We start from the raw sequence: 14,854 nt of genomic DNA on the forward strand, positions 1-14,854 counted from the left end.
TTCGCAATCAATAAGAGAACAAGGCGCGAAGCCGCAGACAGTACAGGTGGTACGGCAAGGCGAAGCAACGCCGTTATCTTGTTGATAGCGGACTCGTATCATGCGTGCCCCGCGTCGCGCGACAGCATCCACGACTGCAGGCCCAGCAAGCCCAGGGCGCGCTCGTAACGCTCATCGACCGGCGTGTCGAAGATGATGGACGCGTCGGCATCCACCGTGAGCCAGCTGTTCTCGGCCAGCTCGGACTCCAGCTGCCCCTCGCCCCAGGCCGAGTAGCCCAGCGTGACGAGCACGCGGCGCGGTCCCGCGCCATGCGACAGCGCCTCCAGCACGTCCTTGGAGGTGGTCATCTCCAGGCCGCCGGGAATGCTCATGGTGGAGGCATAGGGCGATTCGTCCTCGCCCTCCTTGGGGGCGCCCTGGTGCGTGCCGCGCATGGGGTCGTGCAGCACGAAGCCGCGCTCGGTCTGCACCGGCCCGCCCAGGAACACGGGCTGGCGCGTGAGGTCCGCGCGCCCCAGGGTCAGGTCCACCTTCTCGAACAGGCCTTCGAGGCTGATGTCCGTGGGCTTGTTGATGATCAGGCCCAGGGCGCCGCGCTCGCTGTGCTCGCACAGGTAGACCACGCTGCGCGCAAAGGACGCATCCTCCATGCCCGGCATGGCAATCAGGAAATGGTGCGTCAGGTTCATGGGCGCGGGCTGGTCAGACATACCAGGATTTTACGGCCAAGCCGACAAGGAAAAGACCCGGCGGGCGGCGAGCCGGCCGGATCCTTTTTGTGCGGGCGCACGCATGCGCCGCCCGTCGTCAGGCGTTTTCCATGGCCACCGTCAGCCGGGCATAGTGGCGCACCAGGCTCATGAGTTCCTCGTCGGAATAGGGCTTGCCCAGGTAGTGGTTCACGCCCAGCTGCGCGGCATGGTCGCGGTGCTTTTGCGCGATGCGCGAGGTGATCATGATGATGGGCAGATCCTGCAGCGCCGCATCGGCGCGGATGTTGCGCGCCAGGTCGAAGCCATCCATGCGCGGCATCTCGATATCGGACAGCACCACCGCCGGCCGCTCCTGCTGCAGGCGCTCGAGCGCCTGCAGCCCGTCGGCCGCCAGCGCCACGCGGTAGCCCTCGCGCTGCAGCAGGCGCTGGGTGACGCGGCGCACGGTGATGGAATCGTCCACCACCAAGACCAAGGGCACCTGGTCTGCGGCCGTGATGGGCGCAGCCCCTGAGCCGCCGCCCGCCACCCTATCCGAGGCAGCGCCCGCTTCTCGCGCGGCGGGCGCCAACATGGCGGCATGCGCCTTTTCACCATGCACGGTGGCCAGGGCCACGGGGTTGTAGATCAACACCACGGCACCCGAGGCCAGCACGGACATGCCCGCCACCCCCGGCAGGCGCGACAGCTGCGGCCCCAGGTTCTTGACCACCACCTCCTGGTTGCCCAGCACCTCGTCCACATGCAGGGCGATGCGCTGTGCGGCACTGTGCAAAACGACCACGGGCCTGGTCTTGCCCGCCACCTCGGCGCTGCGTGGCGACGATTGCAGCAGGGCGCCGGCCCAATAAAAAGGCAGCCGGTCCTGTCCCTCGACAAACACCTGGCTGGCGTAGGCCGCATCAATGTCGGCGATCGGGCTGCGGCGCACGATCTCCACCAGGTTGACGGGCACGCCCAGCGTCAGCTCGCCGGCACGCAGCATGACCACCTGGGTCACGGCCGTGGTCAGGGGCAGCACCATGCGAAAGGACGAGCCCTGGCCCGCTGTGGTCTGCGTCTCTATGCGCCCGCCCAGGGCATTGAGCTCGGAGCGCACCACGTCCATGCCGATGCCGCGGCCCGACAGGCCCGTGACCTCGCTGGCCGTGGTAAAGCCGGGTCTGAAGATCAGGTTGGCGGCCTGCGCCTCGGTCAGCGGCTCGTCTTCTGCAATCAGACCCTGGGCCACGGCCTTGGCACGGATGCGGCCAATGTCCAGGCCCGCACCATCGTCGTGGAACTCCACCGACACGTCGTTGCCCTCGTGGCGCAGGGCGATGGTGATGGTGCCCACGGGCGGCTTGCCGGCGGCCACGCGCTGCTGCGGAGCCTCGATGCCGTGGCCGGCACAGTTGCGCAGCAGGTGCTCGAAGGCCGGCGCCATGCGGTCGAGTACGCCGCGGTCGATTTCAATGGAACCGCCCGAGATGTCGAGTTTGATCTGCTTGCCGGTTTCCTTGGAGGCCTGGCGCACCACGGCATACAGGCGCTCGGCAATGCTTTCGAACTCCACCATGCGCGTGCGCAACAGCTCACGCTGCAGCTCGCGCGCCTGGCGCCCCTGGGCGATCAGATCGTCTTCCGCGCCTTCCATGCTGCGCTGCAGGTTGCGCTGCACCGTGGCCACGTCGTTCACCGACTCGGCCATCATGCGCGTCAGCTCCTGCACGCGCGTGAAACGGTCGAACTCCAGCGGGTCAAAGCCTGCCGCCGAATCCTTGGACAGCGCCAGACGCGACTGCATCTGCGACTCGGCCTGCACCTCGATATCGCGCAGCTGCTGGCGCAGGCGCTCCAGGTTGCCCGTGAGATCGCCCAGCGAAGCGCGCATTTGCCCCAGGCGCGCATCCAGGCGCGAACGGGCAATCATCACCTCGCCCGCCTGGTTCACCAGGCGATCGAGCAGCTGCGCGCGCACGCGCACCGTCTGCCCCGACGCCGCGCGCTGCGGCTGTGCGGCAGCAGCGCCCCCGGCAGGCACGCGCCAGGACAACGGCGCGGCCACTGGAGCGGCGGCCGGCTCCTGCGCAGGAGCCACCTGCCCCGTGCCGGCCCCGGGTGCGGCAACGACCATGGCCTCCGTCAGCGGCTGGGCGCCAATGGTGCGCAAAACATCGAAGTCGGCCTGCAAGGCGTCGAGCCGGGCCAGCAAGGGCTCCACATCTGCCGTCGTGACGTCGTTCATGCCGATCCGCTCGACGTCCGTCTCCATGCGATGGGCCAGCTCGCCCAGCCGCATGGCGCCTGCCAGGCGGGCGCTGCCCTTCAAGGTGTGCAGCGCGCGCAGCAGCTCGTTGCGGGCGCTCAGGTTCTCCGGGCGGGCCGCCCATTGGCGCAGCGCAGCGCCCAGGGCTGGCAACAGCTCGGCCGCCTCATCCTCGAAGATGGGGAACAGGTCGGGGTCGATGACGTCCAATGCGTCGATGCCATCGTCGCCATCACCCGTTGCCGCGGCCGCTTGGACAATCGGCGCGTCAAGAGCCTGCGCGTCGGAACACGGCTCAGCGCCCGCATCTTGGGCCGAGGCCTGTGGCCTGTCGAGCGCCATGCCATCGGCCAGCGCCTGGGTCGGCGACGGCGCGCAGGCCATGGTGTCCAGCGGCATGGGGCCGCTGGTGACATCGGTGCGCAGGATGGCATCCAGGCGCTCTCGCACCAGGGGGCTGGGCTCCTTGAGAAAACCGGCCGCAAACTGGTGCAGCAGGCGGCGGATATCGTCGGCCGCCGCGTTGAAGGTCTTGGCCTGCTCGGGCAGGCCGCATGGCAGCAGCTGCACATGCTGCAGCGCATGCTCCAGTGTGCGCGCCAGGTCCGACAAGGCCGTGAAGCCCACGGTCGCGGAGCTGCCGGCCAGCGAATGCGCCAGCGCCACGGCCGGCTCCGGCAGCGGCTGGTGCAGCTCCAGCGACCACTCCTGCAGCTCCACCGCCAGGCGTCGCGACCATTCGTCGGCCTCATTCAGATACACGTTGTACAGCGGGATGGCGATGCGCAGGTGCTCGATTACCTTGACCGCCTCATCCATAGGCGCCAGCGCCTGGCGCGTATGGAGTTCCACGATCTCGCCGCCACTGGCCACGGGCGGCTCGGGGGCGGGCACAGGCGTTGACTCTGCGCGCTGCGGTTCGCTCTCTGCCGCCTGCAGCCGTTCAGGGCCGAGCGCCTCCGCAAGCGGCTGCATGGGTACCCCGGCCTCATGGAGAGCAACCGTGCCATCGACCGGATCGGGCTGCGGCTCGGCTTCGGCGGGAACCTGCAGCGCCTGCTCGAAAAGTGCAAAGTCCAGCTCCTCGACGCATACGGATTCGGACTCCACTACAGGCTGCGGCACGGACGTATCGAAATCCGGGTGCTCGATGCAGGTGTCTGCAAAGTCCGGCTCGCACGCGCTGTCCTCGCCCGGCAAGGCCAGATCGAAGTCGATGCTCGGCACTGGTTCGGCCATGTCTTGCGCTTGCGGCAGCACTTCTTGAACCAGCGCCTGCAGATCCGGCAAGTCGTGCGACCCGGTCGTCGCCAGGGCCGCGGCCTGCTCCCCCTGCTGCACCACGGACGGGGCCTCGCCAGGCATGGAGATGGGCAGCAGCGTGCCATGCGCGCGCATGGCAGCAGCGGCCACGCCGAAGGCCTGCGCCTGCCAGCCCTCGGACGCGCCGGCCTCGATGTCGTCGACCCAGCGGCCAAAGGCCTGCAACGCCTCGCTCGACAGCTGCAGCAAGGGGGGCTGCATGGGCTTTTGCTCGGCCAGCCAGGCATTGAGCGTCTGCTCCATGGACCATGCGGCCTCGCCAAACTCGCTCAAACCCACCATGCGGGAACTGCCCTTGAGCGTATGGAAGGCACGGCGCAGCGTGGTCTGCTCGCTCAGCTCGCCAGGCGCGGCGCGCAGCGCATCAATGGCGGCCAGCCCGCTGGCAATCACTTCACGCGCCTCCTCCAGGAAGATGGCGCACAGGTCGTCGTCGTCCCCGGCATCGGTCGCAACGGCTGCCGCAGTGGTTGCCATGGGCAGCTTGGGCTGAACCGGGTCTGGCATCGCCCGTTCGGGCTCGGTCGGCGGCTCGGCGGCGGGCACGGCTCTGGCTGCAGCCACTGGCGCATCGATGCCGGCGAGCAGGGGCGGCGCCTCGCTTGCGAGCGCAGTCGACGCAGAAGGCTGCGCCAGGGTGGACTGCGCCTCGGGAGTGCCCTCCCCCACCCCCGGCCCAGGTGGCGCTTGCTCGATCATTGCCGGCCGCTGCGTGCCCACGCGCCCCATGAGAATGCGCAGCTCGCCCAGCTCTTCGTCATAGACAAACAGCTTGCGTGCCAGGGCACGCTGGTAGCTCAGCATGTCGATGAGGAATCCCAGCGCCCCCAGGCTGTTGCCCAGCTTCTCGAAGACCGTTTGCCGCTCGCCAGGCGCCACCTCGCCCACGAGCAAGCGCTCCACCATGTCTCGCATGCGCACCACGGCCAGCGATGCCTGGTCCAGCCCCAGCACCGAGAGCACGCCACGCATTTGCTGCAGGCCGCCGGGCACGGAGCGAAGCGCCTGCAGGTCCTGCGGGTTGCGGAAAAACTGGTCCATGGACTTTTCGGCTTCCGCCATCGTGGCGCGCAGTTCACCCACCACGCTGCCCATGGTCTGGTGGTCGCTGACACGGCGGTACAGCTCCTCCATCCAGGGTTCCAGTGGCTGCGGCTCCCCCCCCGCAAGCACGCCATCAAGGCGCTCGGCCAGACGCTCGGCACGCTGCGCCATGGTTTGCCGGGAGGCGTCGAGCTCCTCAAACGATGCCTGCAGATACAGCACCGAGGTCGCCACCTCCATGGCCAGGGCCGCCGAGGGGGGCTCGCCGCCGCGCAGCGTGGCATCCAGCGCGCGCGTCAGCGCCTGCGCCAGGCTCTCGCTGTCCGGATGCAGCTTGCGCAGCGAATCGCACACCAGGCTGAATTGGTCTGCCGCGGGTTTGAGCCTGTTGCGATCCCCCCCGGCCAGGGCCGACCAGGTTTCGGTGGCTGCGGCAATGCGCTTGCGCGCCTGGGCCAGAACAGCCGGGTCGAACAGGCCAAAGCGCGCCTGGTCATAGTCCACCGGCGGATAACGGTTGAGGCCAAAGGCCTCGCGCACGGCCCGCAGTACCGGCGTTGGCGCATCGCCCGCAGCCGCATCGGGCACGGCCTGCGCGCAAAAGAAAAGCAGGTCCTGCACCAGGCGCTCGCCGATGGCGCTGTCGCCCTTGGCGAGGCTTGCATACTGCATCAGCACCCGTGATGCGACACGCTTGGCGTACAGGTCGGGCTTGAGCGCCTGCCCGGCCAGGGCCTCGAAGAAGCCGGCGCAAATCGTCCAGAACGAGCGCACCTGGCGCTCGGACTGCGCGGCGGCAAAGCCCTGGCAAGTGGCCTGCATGTCTGCCGCCGCTTGCAGGTCGGCATTCTTGACGATGCGCAGCACGGCACTGTCCAGGCGCGCACGCGCCTCGGTGCCGTAGGGCAAGGGCATCACGGCCGCGGACACCGCGGGCTCAGCCGTGCGATGCTCCATCGGCCACAGGTCGGCGGGGTGCACGCGGTCCACCCCCGCCAGCGCCTGCACCTCGCGGTACTGCGGAAACAGCGCCACCGGCGAGACGTTCTTGCCCGTCAGCACGCACTCCAGGTATTCGATCAACGCGAAGCTTGCCCGCTCGGTGGCGCGCGCCGCATCGTCGCTGCACAGCTCGGGGCGCTGCACGAAGCGTTGCACGGCGGCCTCCATAGCGCGCAGCAGCAGGGCCGGCGCCGGCATGCCCACCATCTCCAGGGCACCGCCGGCCTGGTGCAATTGCTGGCGCGCAATGCGCAGCCCGGCCGCATCGAGCGCGGCCAGATCCGATCCGCGGGCCATCTCGGCATCGCGCACGAAGCGGCGCATGGCCTTGACGGATCCTTCCAAGGATTTGCGCAATTCATCGAGCACCCATGCCAGTGGCCCGAGATCTTGCTCGTTCTGAGCCCAATCGGCGCCCGATGCGGTTGCGGCGTCAACAGTTGACATGGATTCGTCCCCGGCTGCTTGCGAGCCAGTGCGTTAATGAAAGGACCTCAGGCAATCTTGAACCGGGCCACTGACTGGCGCAGTTCCTCTGCCACCTGCGACAGCGCGCGCACCTGCTGCGCCGTGGTGCGGGTGCCCTCTCCGGTCTGCTCCGTCACGGCAAAGATATGCTGAATGTTGTCGGCAACACCGTTGGCCAGCTCCGCCTCACGCGAGGTGGACGAGGAGATCTGCTCGATCAGCTCGGCCAGTCGCCGCGAAACGCGGTCGATTTCGGTCAGGGCCGTGCCTGCACTGTCGGACAGGCGCGCACCTTCGACCACGCCCAGGGTGGAGCGTTCCATGGCGGCCACGGCGTCTTGCGTATCGGTCTGAATGGCCTTCACGAGTGCCGAGATCTGGCGCGTGGCGTCGGCAGAGCGCTCGGCCAGGCGCTGCACCTCCTCCGCCACCACCGAGAAACCCCGCCCTGCCTCGCCGGCCGAAGCGGCCTGGATGGCGGCGTTCAGGGCCAGCACGTTGGTCTGCTCGGTGATGTCGGAAATCAGCTCGGTGATTTCGCCAATCTCCTGCGACGACTCGCCCAGGCGCTTGATGCGCTTGGAGGTGTCCTGGATCTGGTCACGAATGGCGTTCATGCCACCGATGGTGTTCTGCACCGCCTGCAGGCCCTGGTCGGCCGCCTGCAGCGATTGGCGCGCCACCGCGGCCGATTCCTGCGCCTGGGAAGAGACTTCGTTGATGCGCGCGGCCATGTCCAGCACCGAGCGGCCGGTCTCGCGGATCTCGCGCAGCTGCTCGGTGGAGGCCGCCAGCAGTTCGGTGGAGGTATCGTCCACCTGGGCCGTGGTGTGCGCCACGCGCGCCGCCGTGTTTTGCACGCTGCCCACGAGCAGGCGCAGCTCTTCCACCGTGTAGTTCACCGAGTCGGCAATGGCGCCCGTGATGTCCTCGGTCACCGTGGCCTCCTGCGTCAAGTCCCCTTCGGCCACCGACTGCAGTTCGTTCATGAGCCGCAAGATGGCGGCCTGGTTGGCGTCGTTGACACGCTTGGCCTCTTGTTCCTGACGCTTGGCGTCGCGCTGCAGCGCCTCGGCAGCCACCTGACGGCTGCGGCTGTCAAGCAACTGCAAACGGGATATGCCCACGCCGCACAGCAGCACGAAAAGACTGGCCACGGCCAGCGCCGCAATCTGTCCAGCCCCCATGCCCGATTGGGCGGACAACTTGCCCTGCAGGCTCTCGAGCTGGTGACGCAGCGGCTCGCTGTCGGCGACGATGGCCAGTTGCGCCTGCCGCGCCGATGCCAAAGCCTGCAGGTTGCCCAGAATGGCGCCGGCTTGCGTGCGTGTCTGGTCGTAGAGCTTGATCAAGGCCTGCAGTCGTTCGCGCGTCTGGGCATCACGGCTGCTGGCCAGCAGATCCTGGGCGATGTCCCTGAACGCATTCAGGTCCTTGCCAAGCAGTGACACCGTCTCGGGGCTCACGCCCGCGGCGGCCTGGAATTCATTGGCCGACTTGCCTATGCGTTGCGTCAACATGGCCAACTGGCCAGCCGCCGCAATGTCTGCGGCGGGCGCGTTGTTCTGCAGCTTCAGCGATAGCACGGTCTCGGCCAGCTCCAGCAGGGCGGCGGACTGCTGGTTGATGGTGTGCAAGGCATCGCCCACCTGGGCGAGGATCTTTTTCTGCTCCAGGATCAGGCCGGCATTGCGCTCGGCGCGCTCCACCAGAGGCGTGATGGCATCCAGTTCGGGCTTGAAAGGCCCGTCCAGCGCCTGCACGTCGAGTACGTCATCGCCCGTACCGAGTGCCCGCAGGTTGCGCACCAGCACGCCCGCGCTTTCCTGCACACCCGTAAACGCCTGGGCCTGGCCGGACAAGGCCTGCGTCACCGATTTGGCCAGGCGCTGCGACTGCATCAGCGACTGACCCGTGGCCGCCAGTTGCTGCGCCGAACGCTTGGACTGCTGCAGCACCCAGCCGGCAATCAACGCCAGCAGCACCAGGCCTGCGGCCAGCAGGATCAGCAGACGGCGCTGATGCGCCGCCGTAGTGGCGCTGCCAAGCAAGGGCAGGCTGACCCGATCATCATCGCCCAACCCGAGATCCTGCAGCTGTGATGTCGCCTCGACATTCCCCAGGACGCTGGGCATGCCGTCGGCCTGGTAAGCCTGCGACAGCGGGCCGGCGGATATGGAGTCCTGGGCCGCGTCAGACTGGTTCCATTCAGCATCTCGATCGACAGGCTGGCGCTGAAACAGTTTTCCCGATGGATTGACGACGGACATGTGCTGCCTCACAAAAAATCAAACGCTGATGCTGAGAAACGCGGGGTGCTGGGACAGGGCCTGCAGGTTCAGTTCCTGCCAGAGCATGCCCTGCGCATCGATGTAGGTGGTTCCAAAATAGGCCGGCGCCTCGTCGCCTGGCGGCTCGGACGCCACGAACGCCTGGGCACTGCGCAGGCCCACGAGCCGGTCCACCAGCAGCGCCGCGTTGACCTCCAGCGCCGCATTCAGGACCAGCAGGCTGGACTCGAGCAGCGCCTGCTCCGAACGCGGCTGTACCGCGCCCAGCAATCCCGCCAGATCCACCACGCCAGTGAGCGTGCCGCGCAAATTGGCCACACCCAGAAACCAGGGCTGGGTATAGGGGACGGACTGCACCCCGCCCCACGGAAAAATCTCCCCCGACTGCGCCAGGGGCAAGAGGAAATGGCGGCCGCCGGACTGCACCGCCAGCCAGGACGCGACGGCCATGTCCCGGACCTTTGCCTCCTGCAAGCGGGCGGCAAGCCGGGTCTGCAACTCTTTCAGGGCTTCGCGCTGGGCCATGGCAGACGCAGCCGCCTCAGAGGCTGAGAGCTTTTTGTCTACGCCCGAGTAACGCGCCAAAACCCACCCAACCCATGGCTGGAGAAGCACAGCCATAGCTCGGGCCATGGTGCGCATTTGCAGCGACGAACGGGGGTGTTTTCACGTGATAAGCGGGCATACGCAAAAGACTCTCACCCTCTCAATTCAGCGCGTCGATCTTGGCCTGCAGCTCCATGGGATCGACCGGCTTGGTGATGTAGCCGCGCGCGCCCTGGCGCATACCCCACACGCGATCGGTTTCCTGGTTCTTGCTCGTGCACATGATGATGGGCACATCGGCATACTGCGGGTTGCGCGTGATGGTGCGCGTGAGCTGAAAGCCGTTTTGTCCGGGCATGACGACGTCCATCAGGACCAGGTCCGGCTTCTCCTCGGCCAGACGGCGCAGGGCCTCATCACCATTCTCGGCCGTGCGCACCTGCATGCCTTTTTTTTGCAGCAAGTCGGTCAGGTACATCAACTCGGTCTTCGAGTCGTCCACGACCAGCACTTTGCGAATCGGCATTCCATCGCTCCTTATTGCGCATGTCCGAATTGCTGCACGGCCTGCAGCAATTGATCTTTGGTGAATGGTTTGGTGAGGTATTCCTGGCAACCGACCATGCGCCCGCGCGCCTTGTCGAAAACCCCGTCCTTGGACGACAGCATCACCACCGGCGTGTCGGCAAAACGCGCATTGCGCTTGATAATGGCGCAGGTCTGATAGCCATCGAGCTTGGGCATCAGGATGTCGCAGAAGATCAGCTGGGGCTGGTAGTCATTGACCTTGGCCAGGGCTTCGAAACCATCGTCGGCGAGCAGCACTTCATGGCCGCCCTGCTTCAAGAAGATTTCCGCACTGCGCCTGATGGTGTTGCTATCGTCCACCACGAGCACTCTGAAAGTAGGATCGCTTGTCGTCGTAGCCAATTTTCACTGCTCCTCTGAGGGACCGAAAAACCACACCGGCCGCTGCCACACCTCACATCTCGACCATCTCGAAATCCTGCTTTCCCGCCCCGCATTCAGGGCATGTCCAGCTTGCGGGGATGTCCTCCCAGCGGGTGTTGGGTGCAATGCCGTGCTCGGGCGAACCCTCGGCCTCGTCGTAGATCCAACCGCACACCATGCACATCCAGGTCTTGAGGTCGGTCACAGCTTAAAGGGCCTTCACATAGAATGCAACGATTGTATCTAGTCATGACCACGAGATGCAGCTTTCGTGCCACCGGTTACGCTGACACTCCTACATGAGCATGAACACCACTTCATCACCTGGCGCCCCGGTCATGGCAATGCAGGATGACGAGTCCGCGCCGCCTGCCATCTGCGTGATGGCCTTCAACGCCAACGACCCCAGCGGCGCCGGAGGCCTAGCGGCCGACATCGCCGCCGTGGCCTCGGTGGGCGGGCACCCCGTGCCCGTGGTCACCGGCGCCTACACGCGCGACAGTGCCGAGATCCATGACCACTATGCTTTCGACGACGAGGCCGTCACCGAACAGGCCCGCGCCGTGCTCGAGGACATGGCCGTGCAGGCCATCAAGGTCGGTTTCGTGGGCAGTCCCGAGAACCTGAGCGCCATCGCGGAGATTGCGACCGACTATCCCGAGATTCCGGTAGTCGCCTACATGCCCAACCTGTCATGGTGGCGCGACGACCTCATCGACCAATACCTCGACGCGTTTGAGGAGCTGCTGCTGCCCCAGACCTCGGTACTGGTTGGCAACCACAGCACGCTGTGGCGCTGGCTGCTGCCCGACTGGGGCAGCGAGCGAGCGCCATCGGCGCGCGACCTGGCCCTGGCGGCCGCCGACAGTGGCGTGCCGTATTTGCTGGTGACGGGCATTCCCGCGGCCGAGCAGCATATCGAGAACACCCTGACCTCGGCCCAGACCGTCCTGGGCAGCGGGCGCTTCGAGCGCTTCGAGGCCACCTTCGTGGGTGCGGGCGACACCTTGTCGGCCACCCTCGCCGCCCTCATCGCCAGCGGCAACGACCTGGGCCAGGCCACGAGCGAGGCGCTCACCTACCTCGATGGCTGTCTGGAGCATGGCTTTCGCCCCGGCATGGGCCATGTATTGCCCGACCGCATGTTCTGGGCCGAGCCCGACGACGACGACAATGACGATGCCCTCTCCCCCGGTACGGAGGGCTTTGACATCCCACCCCATGACACACAGCACTGACCCCAATCTCTCCCTGTTCGAACGCGCCAAGGCGCTGATCCCCGGCGGCGTGAACTCCCCCGTGCGCGCCTTTCGCGCCGTGGGCGGCACGCCGCGCTTCATCGCCCGCGCCCAGGGCCCTTACATGTGGGACGCAGGCGGCAAGCAGTACATCGACTACATCGGCTCCTGGGGCCCGATGATCCTGGGCCACGGCCACCCGGCGGTGCTGGAGGCCGTGCAGAAGGCCGCGCTGGACGGCTTTTCCTTCGGCGCCCCCACCGAGCGCGAGGTCGAGCTGGCCGAGGAGATCATCCGCCACGTGCCCTCCATGGAGATGATCCGCCTGGTCAGCTCGGGCACCGAGGCCGGCATGAGCGCCATCCGCCTGGCGCGCGGCGCCACCGGGCGCAGCAAGATCATCAAGTTCAACGGCTGCTACCACGGCCACGCCGATTCGCTCTTGGTCAAGGCCGGCTCGGGCCTGGCGACCTTCGGCCATGCCACCAGCGCCGGCGTGCCGCCCGAGGTGGTGCAGCACACCCTGGTGCTGGAATACAACGACGTGGCCCAGCTGGAAGAAGCCTTCGCGCTGCACGGCAAGGAGGTGGCCTGCGTGATCATGGAGCCCATCGCCGGCAACATGAACTTCGTGCGTGCCAGCGTGCCCTTCATGCGCCGCGCACGCGAGCTGTGCACGCAAAACAGCGCCCTGCTGGTCATCGACGAGGTGATGACCGGCTTTCGCGTGGCCCTGGGCGGCGCGCAAAGCGTCTACGCCCAGGCCATCCCCGGCTTCCAGCCCGACCTGACGGTGCTGGGCAAGGTGATCGGCGGCGGCATGCCGCTGGCGGCCTTTGGCGGCCCGCGCGCCATCATGGAACAGCTGGCGCCGCTGGGCCCGGTCTACCAGGCGGGCACACTCTCGGGCAACCCGGTGGCCACGGCCTGCGGCCTGGCGACGCTGCGCGAGATCAGCCAGCCCGGCTTCTACGAGCAACTGGCCACGCGCACGCGCCAGCTGACCGACGGCCTGGCAGGTGCGGCCAAGGCGGCGGGCGTTCCGTTCTGCGCCGACAGCCAGGGAGGCATGTTCGGCTTCTTCCTGCTGCCCGAGCTGCCGCAGAACTACCCCGAGGTGCTGAAGACCGAGGGCGCGCGCTTCAACCAGCTGTTCCACGGCCTGCTCGAGCGCGGCGTGTACATCGCGCCGGCGCTGTACGAGGCCTGCTTTGTCAGCGCCGCGCACAGCGCCGAGGACATTGCGCAGACCGTGGATACAGCCGCACAGGTCTTCCAGACGCTCACAAAATAAGAGCTTCCAGCGCTTTACCAGAGCGCGTTACAGCTATTTTTCATTAAAAAAGGCCCTTGCGGGCCTTTTTTCTTGCCGCTGCAGCGTTCAATGGCGGAAGTGGCGCACGCCCGTGAACACCATGGCCACGCCGCGCTCGTTGGCGGCGTCAATCACCTCCTGGTCGCGCATCGAGCCGCCGGGCTGGGCCACGCAGGTCGCGCCCGCGTCCACCACCACGTCCAGGCCGTCGCGGAACGGGAAGAAGGCGTCGCTCGCGACCACGGTGTTCTGCAGCGACAGGCCGGCCGCCTGGGCCTTGATGCTGGCGATGCGCGCGGAATCCAGGCGGCTCATCTGACCCGCGCCCACGCCCATGGTCATGCCGCCCTTGCAGAACACGATGGCGTTGCTCTTCACGTACTTGGCCACCTTCCAGGCGAACATCAGGTCCTGCATCTCCTCCTGCGTGGGCTGCTTGAGGGTGACGACCTTCACGTCGGGCAGCTGCAGCTCGTGGTTGTCGGCGGTCTGCAGCAGCAGGCCCGAGCCCACGCGCTTGGCGTCCATGGCGTTGCGGCCTTGCTCCCAGGCGGTGGCGCCGGCGGCGGCGGGAATGGCGATCTTCATCAGGCGCACATTCGCCTTGGCCTTGAAGACTTCGAGCGCCTCGGGCGTGAAGTCGGGCGCCATCAGCACCTCGACGAACTGCTGGGCTATTCTTTGCGCCGCCGCGCCGTCCACCGCGCGGTTCAGGGCGATGATGCCGCCGAAGGCGCTCGTGGGGTCGGTCTGGAAGGCCTTGGAATAAGCCTCGAGCGCGCTCGTGCCCACGGCCACACCGCAGGGGTTGGCGTGCTTGACGATGACGCAGGCGGGCAGCTTGAAGCTTTTCACGCACTCCCAGGCGGCATCGGCGTCGGCGATATTGTTGTAGGACAGCTCCTTGCCCTGCAGCTGCACGCCGGTGGCGATGGAGCCGGGCGCGGGGTACAGGTCGCGGTACCAGGCGGCCTGCTGGTGGCTGTTCTCGCCGTAGCGCAGGTCCTGTACCTTGATGAAGTGGGCGTTGCTCTGGCCCGGGAACAGGTGGCGCTCGGGCACATAGGCCTCGGCGAGCTTTTCTTCCTCGAATTTCACCGACGACAGGTAGTCGCTGATGGCGCCGTCGTACTGCGCGATGCGGTTGAAGGCCGCCACCGACAGCGCAAAGCGCAGCTTGTCGCTGAGCTTGCCGCTGGCCTTGAGCTCCGCCAGCACGGCCGGGTACTGGTCGGCGGCGGTGACCACGCCCACGTCCTGCCAGTTCTTGGCGGCGCTGCGCACCATGGCGGGGCCGCCGATGTCGATGTTCTCTATGGCGTCGGCCAGGGTGCAGCCGGGCTTGGCCACGGTGGCCTCGAACGGATACAGGTTGACCACCAGCAGGTCGATGGTGTCAATGCCATGCTCGGCCAGCGCCGCCATGTGTGCCGGCAGGTCGCGGCGCGCCAGCAGGCCGCCATGCACCTTGGGGTGCAGGGTCTTCACGCGGCCGTCCAGCATCTCGGGGAACTGCGTCACCTCGGCCACCTCGGTGACGGGCAGGCCGTTGTCGGCCAGGAGCTTGGCGGTGCCGCCGGTGGAGAGCAGGCGGATGCCCAGGGCATGCAGTGCCTGGGCGAATTCGACGATGCCGGTCTTGTCGGAGACGGAGAGGAGTGCGTTCATGGTGGCTCGCAATGGTTTGGATTGAAATCGGCAGCTAACGCTTG

At 67.1% G+C, this 14,854-nt stretch carries 10 protein-coding genes; 2 read left to right on the forward strand and 8 right to left on the reverse strand.

The window, feature by feature from the left end:
- Window positions 1-98: 98 nt before the first annotated feature.
- From P7644_RS16600 to P7644_RS16630, 7 genes are all read right to left on the reverse strand, one after another.
- On the reverse strand, window positions 99-713 hold the full coding sequence (locus P7644_RS16600; protein ID WP_404300344.1) for a YqgE/AlgH family protein: 615 nt from the start codon (window positions 711-713) through the stop codon (window positions 99-101).
- A gap of 97 nt (window positions 714-810) precedes the next feature.
- Window positions 811-6,780 carry an Hpt domain-containing protein gene (locus P7644_RS16605; RefSeq protein ID WP_404300345.1) on the reverse strand — a complete coding sequence of 1,990 codons (5,970 nt, stop codon included), beginning with the start codon at window positions 6,778-6,780 and terminating at the stop codon, window positions 811-813.
- 47 nt (window positions 6,781-6,827) lie between these two features.
- Window positions 6,828-9,071, reverse strand: coding sequence for a methyl-accepting chemotaxis protein (locus P7644_RS16610; protein ID WP_404300346.1), 2,244 nt, complete (start codon window positions 9,069-9,071; stop codon window positions 6,828-6,830).
- Between the two features lie 18 nt (window positions 9,072-9,089).
- On the reverse strand, window positions 9,090-9,617 hold the full coding sequence (locus P7644_RS16615) for a chemotaxis protein CheW (RefSeq protein WP_404300347.1): 528 nt from the start codon (window positions 9,615-9,617) through the stop codon (window positions 9,090-9,092).
- 181 nt (window positions 9,618-9,798) lie between these two features.
- The gene (locus tag P7644_RS16620) at window positions 9,799-10,164 is read right to left on the reverse strand and encodes a PleD family two-component system response regulator (RefSeq protein WP_404300348.1); all 366 of its coding nucleotides are present in this window, start codon (window positions 10,162-10,164) and stop codon (window positions 9,799-9,801) included.
- Window positions 10,165-10,175: 11 nt separating this feature from the next.
- Window positions 10,176-10,568 carry a PleD family two-component system response regulator gene (locus tag P7644_RS16625; protein ID WP_404300349.1) on the reverse strand — a complete coding sequence of 131 codons (393 nt, stop codon included), beginning with the start codon at window positions 10,566-10,568 and terminating at the stop codon, window positions 10,176-10,178.
- 52 nt (window positions 10,569-10,620) lie between these two features.
- Window positions 10,621-10,794 carry a rubredoxin gene (locus P7644_RS16630; protein ID WP_404300350.1) on the reverse strand — a complete coding sequence of 58 codons (174 nt, stop codon included), beginning with the start codon at window positions 10,792-10,794 and terminating at the stop codon, window positions 10,621-10,623.
- 133 nt (window positions 10,795-10,927) lie between these two features.
- On the opposite strand from P7644_RS16630, the gene P7644_RS16635 reads away from it, so the two are divergent.
- Window positions 10,928-11,827, forward strand: a complete 900-nt coding sequence (locus P7644_RS16635; protein ID WP_404300351.1) for a hydroxymethylpyrimidine/phosphomethylpyrimidine kinase — start codon at window positions 10,928-10,930, stop codon at window positions 11,825-11,827.
- Window positions 11,811-13,121 carry a glutamate-1-semialdehyde 2,1-aminomutase gene (hemL, locus tag P7644_RS16640; RefSeq protein ID WP_404300352.1) on the forward strand — a complete coding sequence of 437 codons (1,311 nt, stop codon included), beginning with the start codon at window positions 11,811-11,813 and terminating at the stop codon, window positions 13,119-13,121. Before P7644_RS16635 ends, hemL begins: the two co-directional genes overlap by 17 nt.
- An 87-nt stretch (window positions 13,122-13,208) precedes the next feature.
- On the opposite strand, the gene purH is transcribed toward hemL, so the two are convergent.
- The gene (gene purH, locus P7644_RS16645) at window positions 13,209-14,810 is read right to left on the reverse strand and encodes a bifunctional phosphoribosylaminoimidazolecarboxamide formyltransferase/IMP cyclohydrolase (RefSeq protein ID WP_404300353.1); all 1,602 of its coding nucleotides are present in this window, start codon (window positions 14,808-14,810) and stop codon (window positions 13,209-13,211) included.
- Window positions 14,811-14,854: the final 44 nt, after the last annotated feature.

Source organism: Alicycliphilus denitrificans, assembly GCF_044792555.1.
GTDB classification, from domain to species: domain Bacteria; phylum Pseudomonadota; class Gammaproteobacteria; order Burkholderiales; family Burkholderiaceae_C; genus Alicycliphilus; species Alicycliphilus denitrificans_A.